6 protein-coding genes are annotated in these 11,864 nt (G+C 49.2%); all 6 read left to right on the forward strand.

The genetic code is table 11. The annotated features are described in order from the left end of the window. Positions 1-920 (forward strand): glycosyltransferase (locus tag FFS57_RS23595; protein ID WP_137940288.1); only part of this gene is annotated, 920 nt, incomplete at its 5' end. A 143-nt stretch (positions 921-1,063) separates the two neighbouring features. Continuing rightward, the gene (locus tag FFS57_RS23600; protein WP_137940289.1) at positions 1,064-1,951 is read left to right on the forward strand and encodes a hypothetical protein; all 888 of its coding nucleotides are present in this window, start codon (positions 1,064-1,066) and stop codon (positions 1,949-1,951) included. 18 nt (positions 1,952-1,969) lie between these two features. Then, a complete protein-coding gene (locus tag FFS57_RS23605; protein WP_137940290.1) occupies positions 1,970-2,320 on the forward strand; it encodes a hypothetical protein in 351 nt (116 codons plus the stop codon). A 464-nt stretch (positions 2,321-2,784) separates the two neighbouring features. After that, positions 2,785-3,102 (forward strand): hypothetical protein, encoded by a 318-nt coding sequence (locus FFS57_RS23615; protein WP_137940292.1) that lies wholly within the window; start codon positions 2,785-2,787, stop codon positions 3,100-3,102. Positions 3,103-4,076: 974 nt separating this feature from the next. Further along, positions 4,077-4,712 (forward strand): hypothetical protein, encoded by a 636-nt coding sequence (locus FFS57_RS23620; protein ID WP_137940293.1) that lies wholly within the window; start codon positions 4,077-4,079, stop codon positions 4,710-4,712. Between the two features lie 832 nt (positions 4,713-5,544). Continuing rightward, the coding region (locus FFS57_RS25630) for a calcium-binding protein (protein ID WP_212749172.1) at positions 5,545-11,864 on the forward strand (6,320 nt) is incomplete at its 3' end.

Here is an 11,864-nt window from a genome sequence, read left to right on the forward strand (position 1 = left end):
CCAAACTGGTGCATTTCTGTGAGTGGTACTACCACACCGATGGCGTGGATGCGGGCTTCGATCCGGCCTTCCCGCTGACCATGGATGACCGGGCCCGCATTCGGGCGCGTAATGGCTTGCACCTGTTGAACCTGGAACAGTGCGATGTTGCCGTGGCCCCCACGCACTGGCAGAAGCAGGTGCACCCACCGGCGTACCACGACAAAATCCAAGTCATTCATGAAGGCATTGATGTCCAGCGACTGGGCCCCGATCCCAATGCCCGTTTCACCTTACCCAACGGCAAGGTGCTGAAACCGAGTGACCCGGTGGTGACCTATGTGGCGCGTAATCTGGAGCCCTACCGCGGTTTTCATGTGTTCATGCGCGCCCTCCCGCCGTTGCTCGCCCAACACCCCAACTGTGAGGTGGTCATTGTCGGTGGCGACGGGGTCAGTTACGGCAGCAAGCCCAGACACGCCGCCAACTGGCGCCAAGCGCTATTGAAGGAAGTGACGCTCGATCACAACCGCGTGCACTTCCTCGGCAAGCTTCCCTACGACCGCTACCGCACCCTGCTGCGGGTGTCAGCCGCGCATGTCTATCTGACCTACCCGTTTGTGCTGAGCTGGTCGATGCTGGAGGCCATGGCAACCGGTTGCCTGGTGATCGGGTCGGACACGGCACCGGTGCGGGAAGTGCTGCAGCACGGCGTCAATGGGCTGACCGTGCCGTTTTTTGATACCGATGCCATCGCCGCGCAGACCACCCGCGCCTTGAACCAGGTCCACACCCTGGCCCCGCTGCGGCAAGCCGCCCAAACCACGGCCCAGCACTATGCGGTCGAAAACGGGCTGGCCGCGTATGCGCAACTGCTGGGCTCTGCTCAACATGTACTGCCGTCAAACCAGGTAGCTTGCGCTAAAGACGTGACCTATTGACCAGACCAGCATCATGCGACTTCACAAAGACTTCACACGGGGCACACGTTGCCGTTGCATGCTAGCGGTTAATCACGCGGTGGCTGCTTCTCGCCTCCGCTGACTCGTAACTCGACCGATTGACACTGCTGAAGTAATACGTAATGACCAACAAAAACAAATCTGACCGTTATAGCAAATGGGGTTTACCGCCCCTCTGCCTGCTGGCGGCCGGCGTGTGGGTCAGTTATCTGATTGCACCGCCTGAGCCTGCACCACCTGCGCCCGTGATACCACCACAGGCTGCCACGCCGACAGCAGCAAACAACGACTTGCAGTTCAACCCCGACAGTTGCAAACCCGGCCATGGCGAGTTTGTTCATGTCGCATTGGGGCGCACCGTGCTGCGCATTCCCTACCAGACCCAACTGACGTTAACGGGCTACCACAAAGAAGATCCTGAACGGGCTCAACTGCCAGCCTCACCCGACCCGGCAGAGCCCGAGGGTTGTTATGGCAACCCGACCCGGGTGTTGTTCATGCACTACCCAATTGCCGAATTGACCATCCCGGCCAGCGACACACAGCCGGAACGTACGGTAGGCCCGGGGAGTTTCGAACTGATCACGAATATGGGGGATGCCTATCACTCGCAAAAGGGTCATGAAGAGATGTTCGAGATGGGGAAAGCCAACAAAAATGGGATCTACGATTGCACCCCGCATACGCCCGACCTGATCGGCTGCATTCCCCGGCCCAACCCGACCGCCGGCGACTACCAAGCCTTGCCCGAGCGTTATCAGGCCCCGGCACAGCGGCCCTTCACCATTAGCTGCATTGACAGTAACTGGCGTTGCAGTGTCGTTTATCGCGCAGTTGGTGACATCAACATTGGCTATGTCTTCGGGTTTCGCCAACTCCCATTGGAACATGTGGTGGCCTTCGACAAGCAGGCACGCGCCCACATCGAACAATTGGTGGTGCCTGACTACACCTGGACTGCCGTTCCAGCCACCAAGCAACCCTCATCCAACCACACAGTCAACAAGTAACAGAAAGTAGACCACTGTATGAAAAACGTAACCTATAACCGTGGTGGCGATAACGTCAAGTACTTGACCGACCAACAACTCGCCGATCTCGAAGCACTACTGAAACAACAGCAAGCCCTGTTCAAAAAGAAAAAGGATACCCTGGGTTTGGGTGTCCCCATCTATCAGATGGTCAGCAAAATCATCAGTGACGAGCAAAAATATCCAGTCATCAACCCCAGCAACGGCGTGGTAGTAGAGCGCACCAAGCTGGTACCCAAGCCTTTCATGTGCACCTCCAAAGACAGTTTGGCCGTATGGACCTGGATCACCAATGCTCATCACGTCAATAGTGGCAAGGGCTTCTTTGGGAGCTTCATTCGTGCGTGAATACACCATGATCCAGTTGTTCAGCCCGGGGGGCTATCCCAAAGCTGAATGCTCAGGGTGCCGAATACCTACGCAAAGCTGGTATTTTACTTGACAAATCCAAACCTAAATCAATTCTTAACCTCCAGTATGGAATACTATGGCACATATTGATGAAAATCATGACATTTTAACTTACCTAAAGGCTACATCTCATACAATAGATGGGATTGCATGGATTATTACATGCATAGCCAGCTTAGTCTGTTTAATAGATGTATATTTCGGATTTAACTTCATTCCACTTAGAGATATAAATAACCAATCAAAGGCAATTTTATTGCTACTATTTACCCCAATACTTGTCTTCTTCATTCTGGTTAGGCTGCGTCAGCTTCCATTGGGTAGCGCCAGAATAGCTATATTTATCAGAGCTATTCTGTGCATTTTCACGTTTATATTTATTAATTTCTGAGAGTTGCATTATGAGTATTTTACTTGAATTGGTTAAGTGGACCGAGAGAATAGAAGGGTTAAATGGAATTCATGGTGCATTGAAGAAACTTATCGAAGCCAAAGATGGACTTGAAGCAACAGCTGCAGCAAGCCAGCTTGTAGCTGAATTGGCTATTACAACAGCGGTAACCGTTACGTTGCGTACCACTATGTCTGCATTACGTTTAGGGTTAGCTGTCTCTGGTCAAATTGGTAAATGGGAGGTAGTTTCCTGGGCTATTGGCATATCGCGCAGCTATCTACTCCCAAGCCAGGGCCACTTGCTCCTGTGTTACAGCAGCAAGTAACCGCACCGACAGCGGAAGCAACAATATACAGTTTACCCCGGACCGCTAAAAGTCCGGCAATGGCGTAATACCGGGAGATTTCCCCGGATAGTTTAATAATCTCAACAAGGCCGAAAAGAATGACTGCTACTCACTTCATATTTCAATCAATTAAATATACTGCGCTATCAATAGTATTAGCATTAACTGTTCTCATTGGAAATTGCTCCTACCAGAATAGCCAGGGAATATGTGATCTAACAGGAAAATCACTAACAAACAAAGAAAGAATCACGCTTGCGCTCGAGTATATTCTCAAAGAGAAAAGAGATCCGAGAACCGTAGCGCAATATCTACATCAACAGCCAGACTGTTGCCAAATAACCGATATTGCTGAAGAAGGGCTTAGGCAGAGTCCGATTGATGTATATGCTGGCGCAGGGTGTGGCTACATTGAAGTAAGGTATTCTCCAATCGAATCAAACGCTACCACAATTACTGAATATAGAATGGTAACAAACTGTGGACACGTTAAACGCTAAGAATAAACAAAGGGACACAAGAATGGATCGTTAATTACCATGAAATGTAAATTAATTAAATTACAGTTATAGAAAAACCAGCATTCTGAGTTTATAAGTTGTTAACAGCAGCAAAAGCAACAAAGATGACGGGCAATAAATTTATCTTTATTACAATCAGCCAACACTCCTCAAGCGGTGGAAAGTTTGAAGAAAATATTTACTTCTGACCAAGGATTCAGAAAAATACCATTCCAAAACAGTGAAAACATAATATAAAGTTGTCACTGTCTTTTCTTAATGAAAATGCGGAGAAATCCGTGAAGAGCGTGTTATCAGGATAAGGTTAATTAAAAACAATCTACTTGATGATCACTTCACTTGCAGTTTACTGGTGGATCATGCATCACATACCCATAAAAATAGCTATTGATCTTAGACATTCAGCATCACTCACAACTGAAAGGATGAGTTATGATTTTCATAGCGCCAAATAACAAGAAAAGTTCAATATTTCTTTTTGCCTATCTATTTTTCCCAATAGTCGGTTATGGCTACGAGCCAATGGACCCGCCGCAAAATTTCAACAAATTATTAAAAGGTATTGATTTCGCATGGAAAGCAAAGGTGAAAAAAATAGATTTGTTTTACGAAGAAAGCTTTTCAAACCAAGACAAAGTATATCTTGACTATGCAAATACTAAATGCACCGAACAATGGATTAATCGCAAAAATTTGGGATACCCCGCCATAAAAATAGCATTTTATCTTGAAAAACCTGAAATGTTATATCAAAAGCATCCACTCCGAATGACTAGCAAAACGATTGAGAGTGAGCTAATCGTTGTAGACTACATAACAGACATACCTGAAAATTGTCACGCAAAAAAAATGTCGAAAGAAATGGTAGGTAAAAAATTTATATTCATTACAAACATTCCATACTTGTCAAGCGACGGAAAGGCCGAAGTAAATATAAAGCTATGGCCTAAAATTCAGGAAAATACTATTCCCGAGTGGTGGAAAAGCAATATAAATATTTCTCCATCCATTCTTAATGTGAATACGGAACTATTCGTAAAAAACACTTTAATTAGAAAGGAAAAATAAAAATATGCTACTAGATGAACAATCTATCGCCAGCATGCTTGATGGAAAAACGATGCCAGGGCGACCGATAAAATACTGCTTTCAGCAGTATTTTACTTTGCCACAGTATATAGAGCTAGTTTCCGCAGCCGAGCCAAAAACTAATCCTAAGCTGCCAAATGCAGTCAAAGAATTCACGCCAGATTTGAAGCAGGCAGCAGTGCAAATCTTTACCGGAAAGGATGGAATTGACAAATACATCAACGCCTCTTTTGTAGAGGTAAGTAATCCAGTTGAGGCAGATGTATGCTTTTTGCTATACGACTTCAATGGATTCGATAAGGCTCCTAGAGGCATTTTCTATGCGGCAACACGGACAATCTACATCAACAGTCAGTTATTATCAGCCGGAGAAAAACCAAAACCGGGAGAAGCGCTTTATAAATCCCTAATGCATGAGATAGGGCATGCATTAGGCCTTGAGGATTCAAAAAAATCACAACTTGATGCAAATATCAATAATCTCGGCCATACTATTATGGCATACACAGCTGAACCGAGCGGGTCATATCCAACAACATTAAGGCAGGTTGATATTGCTGCACTGCAAAGTATTTATGGAAGGCGTGAAAGAAATCATGGCGACAGCATATACAAAGTAAAAGAAACAGCTGGAAGTATTACCATATTAGACACTGGTGGCACAGACAAAATAACCGCTAATAATATATCTCAAAATATTGAAATAAAGCTTGAACCCGGTGAAAATTCAAAAGTAGGTGGTGTCAATAATTTATCGATATCTTACGAGAACTTCAACCCAGACCAATACATTGAAGACGCCGAAGGTGGGATGGGTAACGACAAGATTATCGGAAACAAGGCGAATAACCATCTTGAAGGCGGGTTGGGCAACGATACTTTACACGGTCGGGACGGCGCGGACTCGCTGGACGGCGGGGCAGAAGACGATGAGCTTTGGGGCGGTAACGATAACGACTCGTTGATCGGTGGCGCGGGAAAGGATTACCTAAATGGCGAAAATGATGATGACACGTTGATCGGCGGAGCTGGCGACGACGAGCTTGTTGGTATCAATTGGCGGGATCTCACTGTTGCGGGCAAAGACCGAATGGAGGGTGGGGCCGGGTTTGACACTTACCATACGGGCGGATGGGATACGATTATGGATACCGACGGCAAGGGAGAAGTAAATTTCAATGGCTATGCATTGAATGGCGGCCGTGCCAAGCCAAATGCCACTGGGATTTATTACTCCTGGAACAACGATGTTCGATATGAGTGGCAAGGCGGTGTTCTCAAAGCATACATTAAGGACCAGTTTTTAACTTTTGAGAGTTGGAAGAATGGCGATCTGGGTATTTGGTTGCGCAATAACAAGCCCTCTGACCCCCCGCCGCCTTCCGCTCCTCCGAAACCGGTACTGCCATTCCCGTTCGACCCGGCCAAGATTCCGCCGCCGGTGAACAATGCTTTCAACGATGCGGTCAACCCGCGTCAGCGTGATCCGCTGGTATTGGACCTTGACGGCGATGGCATTGAAAGCATCGGGGCAACCGAAGCACGCACGGTGATCTTTGACCATAACCGCGATAGCATACAGGCAGGGTCCGGTTGGTTGAAGCCCGATGATGCATTTGTGGTACTGGATCGCAATGGCAACGGCACTATCGACGATGGTGGGGAGTTGTTTGGTGTCGATACCATACTATCAAATGGCGGCAAAGCCAGTAGCGGTTTTGCTGCACTGGCTGACCTGGACAGCAATCATGACGGCCGTTTTAACCATCTTGATGATCGATATGGCCAAGTCAAACTATGGCGTGACCTGAATACAGATGGCATCAGCCAGGGTAACGAGCTGACATCGCTTGCCGATGCGGGCATTGCCACCATCAATCTCAACGCCAAGCAAGATCGTGTCGACCTGCGCAACGGCAATGTATCAACCTCTGTAGGTTCATTTGTCAAGACTGACGGGACCAGTGGCCAGGCGTATAACCTTGAGCTGCAGGACAATCCGTTCTACCGGCATTTCAATGATCGGCTGGATTTGTCCGAACGGGCGGTTGGCCTGCCCAATATCCGTGGCGCCGGCGGTGTGCGCGACCTGCGCGAGGCCGCGACGCAATCCAGCACCCTGGCCGACAAGGTACAAGCCTACAGCCAGTTGACTGATCGTCGTGCACAACGTGCAGCCTTGGCAGCGTTGCTGGACGCTTGGGCCGCCACCGCGGAACCTACAGGAAATGTGATCTCCGGAATTTACAAAGAGAAGCCGGACGGCACGGCCGAACTGGTTTATGGTGAAGGTCGCCTGCACCTGGCCACAGGCTTATATGCCGATGGGTGGGTACGAACCTTGGAAAAATTCAATGGCCGCCCCTTCCTCTTCGCCCGTTCACCTGAGGATGCAGCCCCCCCTCCACCGGTTAGCGCAGGCAGTGGTGGAAGTGGCGGCGGTGGCATTGCTAGTAACGCAATTGTACTGGCACTAGCCAAAGGGCAAGTCGATAGCCTTAAGGCTTCGTACCAATTGCTGTTACAGGGTGTTTATGATGCGTTGCTACCGGAAACGTTGCTACGCCCCTACTGGGAAGCGATCCAACGGGTTCAGGGGGAGGGCAGAAGCTCGTTGGACCTGACGGGCATGAACAAACTGCTGACAGACAAATATACAACGGACAAGGCCGGTGCTATTGCAGATCTCGTCGATTTGAATCGCATGCTGGGGCATCAACTTTACACGCTTGGTTGGGACGGATTGAACACCCTGTCAACCTGGCTGAAAGAAGCAGAAACCAACCCAGGTTTGGTCAAAGCATTATCTGACCTTGGTGTTAACCTGACCCACAATGCGGCAAACGCCATGGTACCAAGCGTGTTGACCGCAATGGACACAGCCCTGACTTTAACTGGTGGCCTGCAGGGGGATCTGCTGTTAGGTGGCAGTCAGGCAGACACCTTATCTGGCGGTGACGGTGACGACGTTCTCCACGGCGGTGCAGGCAATGACATTCTGAGCGGTGGAAACGGAACGGATACATTTGTGTTCGGCAAAGGCTCGGGCACCGACACCATTGCGAATGACATCATTGCCGATGGCAATATTGTTCAATTATTGCCTGGTGTTAAACCGGACGACGTCATTGTTCGAACGGACTACTTGCATACCGAGCTGATTCTGACCATTGCCGGCACCGGTGATCGATTGGAGATCTACAACTATTTTGCTCGCGATCCACAAGGGTTAGCTAATTTGGGCAATGACTCAGGCCATATCAAAGCGATTCGCTTTGCCGATGGTACCAGCTGGGATTTTGACGAAGTGCGCCGTCGCGTATTGCTTGCTGCACCAAGCCAAGACAATACGATCGATGCATTTGATACCGATGATATGTTGATGGGTGGCGCAGGCAAAGATCTTTTGCGTGGCGCGGGTGGCAATGATTCGATCGATGGCGGTGATGAAGACGATCAAATCATCGGCGGCGGCGGCAACGATACGCTGGTGGGTGGTGCGGGCCATGACAAAGTCTGGGGTGCTGCTGGTGACGATACCATCATTCACACGGACGGCAACGATACCTTGGGGGGTAACGAAGGGCACGACACCTATTTGATCAACATGCTGGGGGGCGCCCAAGTCCAAATCAACAACGTTCGCCAAGCCCTGACCAGCGCCGATTCGGATGTCGTGAAATTTAGCCATGGCATCAAGCCGTCCGATCTTCTGGTATTCCGCAAGAATGGAATGCTCTATCAAACGGGCGAAGACTTGTTCATCCGTCATATCTATTCAGGTGCTGAATTATCGATCCCAGAATATGCCGTCAATGAAGGCATCACGCAGTTTGAGTTTGAAGATGGGACGGTATGGAAGAAAGCTGATCTCTATGCCTTGTCAAGCATGGCGACAGATGGTGCCGACACCCTATTTGGGAACCCTGGCGATGTGAATGATCACCTGCGCGGCCAAGGCGGTAACGATAGTCTGTTTGGGCTTTTGGGTGACGATACCCTTGACGGCATGGATGGTGATGACCTGCTGCATGGTGGAGATGGTCAGGATGTTCTTGTGGGCGGCAAGGGCAATGACACGCTGCTAGGTTTATTGGGTAACGACCATTTGTTTGGCGGTGAAGGAAACGATTCGTTAGATGGTTCGTTGGGTAACGACACCTTGGCAGGCGGCGAAGGTAGCGACACACTGCGTGGCGGTGAGGGAGCCGACCACTATGTCATCGACTTGCTGACCGGATCGGCTACGATTTCTGAGCAAGTAGGTAGCGGAGAGGCATTCAGCAATGTCGTACAGTTTGTGGACGGTACGCGACCGCAGGATCTGGTCGTCTCGGCTGATGCGAGCAGCCGGTTAAAGGTGACACATCGCGTGTCCGGCCATACCTTGCAGTTCGAAGCTTACTTCAGCACCCAACTGGGTCAAGTCACTACCAATTCACTGTTTAAATTTGCAGATGGAACCGTTTGGAATAACGACATCATTCGTAAACTGACATTACAAACCACTGTCGGCAACGATGAGATTACGGGTTACAACGAGAGTAACGACCTGATTGATGGCGGTTTGGGGGATGATGTGCTGTCAGGCCAGGATGGCGATGACTCAATTCATGGTAGAGAGGGTGATGACCGCCTTTATGGCGGCAGAGGTAACGACCTACTGACTGGCGGGGAAGGAAATGACCAAATCCATGGCAACCTTGGCAAAGAGACGCTTTCAGGCGGATCCGGCAATGACACCCTGTACGGCGATGCCGATGGCGATGACTATCTATTCAGTGCGGGTCATGGCAAAGACCATATCAACGACTATGATGGCGATACCGCTGGGATAGATCGCATCGTATTTGATGCATCCATTCGCAAGGAAGATGTTGTTGTGAAGCGCGACGGTCAACACTTGGTCCTCATGACATCGGCCAATGACAGTATTCAGGTCGCCTGGCAATTGGATGACAATGGTACTGGTCGCAATAGCCAAGCGATCGAGCAAGTCGTTTTTGCCGATGGGACCATTTGGTCTCAAGACGACTTAAAAAACCGCATTATTCAAGCAACATCAGGGAACGACGTGCTGAATGGCACCGCCAATGATGATCGACTGTTTGGTTTGGAAGGCAATGATCAGCTGAATGGTGGGCAAGGCAATGACCAGCTTGAAGGCGGGGATGGCAATGACAAATTGTTGGGCGATCTTGGCAATGACAGCTTGACAGGCGGCGTCGGTGACGATCACTTGGATGGTGGTACTGGCGATGATCGACTGGATGGCGGCAGCGGGAGCGATTGGCTTGTTGGCGGCGATGGCAGTGATACCTACTTGTTTGCGGCAGGCCACGGCCAGGACACCATTCTGAATTTGGATGCCACCTCCATCGATCGCATTCAATTCGATGCGTCCATCCACAAATCGGATGTAACGGCAAGGCGTGACAATGACGACCTACTGTTACTGACATCAGGTACGGATAGTATTCGCGTCTCCTCTTTTTTCGCGAGCCATACATCTAGCTATCTGATTGAAGAGATTCGCTTTGCTGACGGTTCTTTCTGGACAGCTGACGAAGTCAAAGCATTAGTCAAACAAGCCACATCTGGAAATGATGTCATCACAGGGTCGGTGGAAAATGATGAATTGTTTGGTTTGGCTGGCAACGACCAACTATCTGGCCAAGCGGGTAATGACAAGCTGCACGGTGGCGAAGGAAGTGACACGCTAGACGGTGGTGAGGGAGACGATGAACTGATCGGCAACGATGGCGAGGATATGCTGTATGGTGATGCGGGTAACGATCTGTTGACTGGTGGTGCCGGCAATGACCTGCTGAATGGTAGCATCGGTAACAATACGTATCGATTTGCGCGTGGTGATGGGCATGACAAAATTATTGATGCCTATGAAAATACAACGACGCTACTCCTTTCAGACTTGCCCTTGGATAACTTGGTTTTCAGACGAGATGGCCGTGATTTAACGATTAGTTTTCCTGACAGCTCGACGGATATGATTTCGTTCACCGAATTCTTCCAAAATGAAACCGGCAGTGGGAATATTCGCATACAAAGCGGTAATGGTTCTGAAATACTCCTCAATCAAGAACAGCTATTTCAACTGATTTACAAGGGTACAGATAGCAACGACACATTAAGCGGTTCATTCAAAAATGACAGCATTTCTGGTCATGGTGGGGATGACAAGATTAATGGTGAGTATGGTAACGATACATTATCTGGCGACGCTGGCCATGACGAGCTACTTGGTGATTTGGGAGATGACTTATTATATGGTGGCGATGGAAACGACAAACTCTTTGGAAATGATGGCGCAGACACATTAATTGGTGGTATGGGTAACGACGAACTGGTTGCGGCAAATGGCTACTGGGAGTCTGACGAAAATACATTGGAAGGTGGTAAAGGCAACGATACCCTTTGGGGTTCATATGGTCATGATACTTACCGGTTCAGCCTTGGTGACGGTAATGACTTGGTCATCGAAACCAAGCAAGACGAACTTATTTCAAGTAATGAAGCATCAGTCGATAAGTTGGCCTTTGGTCCAGGTATAAAGCCGACAGATATTGAATTGTTCAGACTGGGCAATGACCTTGCAATTCGGCACCAGAATGGAACTGACTCGGTTACAGTTCAGAATTGGTTCCTGAATGTTGGATCTGCTCACTTTAAACTGGATATCTTCGAATTTGCGGATGGCCAACGTTGGGACCTGAAAACAATTGAAGCTGCAGTGATTACTTCGGGAACATCCCAATCTGAAACTATTCAAGGAACCCAAGGGGCTGATCAAATCCGTGCTGGTGACGGTGATGACAAAGTATTTGGCTTTGCGGGGAATGACAAGCTTTCAGGTGACAATGGCAATGACACGCTAATGGGTGGCAATGGCACCTCCAATCCTTCTGGTCATGACGTTCTTGATGGGGGCGCTGGCAAAGATAACCTGTTTGGTGAAGATGGAACCGATTTACTCAAGGGGGATATGGGTGAGGACTATCTGGATGGCGGGGCTGGCAACGACACCCTGGACGGTGGCGTTGGTAACGACACGCTGAAAGGCGGTCTGGGCGACGACCGGTATGTCTTCGCCGGCAATTTTGGCACCGACGT

This window comes from Chitinivorax sp. B, assembly GCF_005503445.1.
Taxonomy (GTDB): Bacteria; Pseudomonadota; Gammaproteobacteria; order Burkholderiales; family SCOH01; genus Chitinivorax.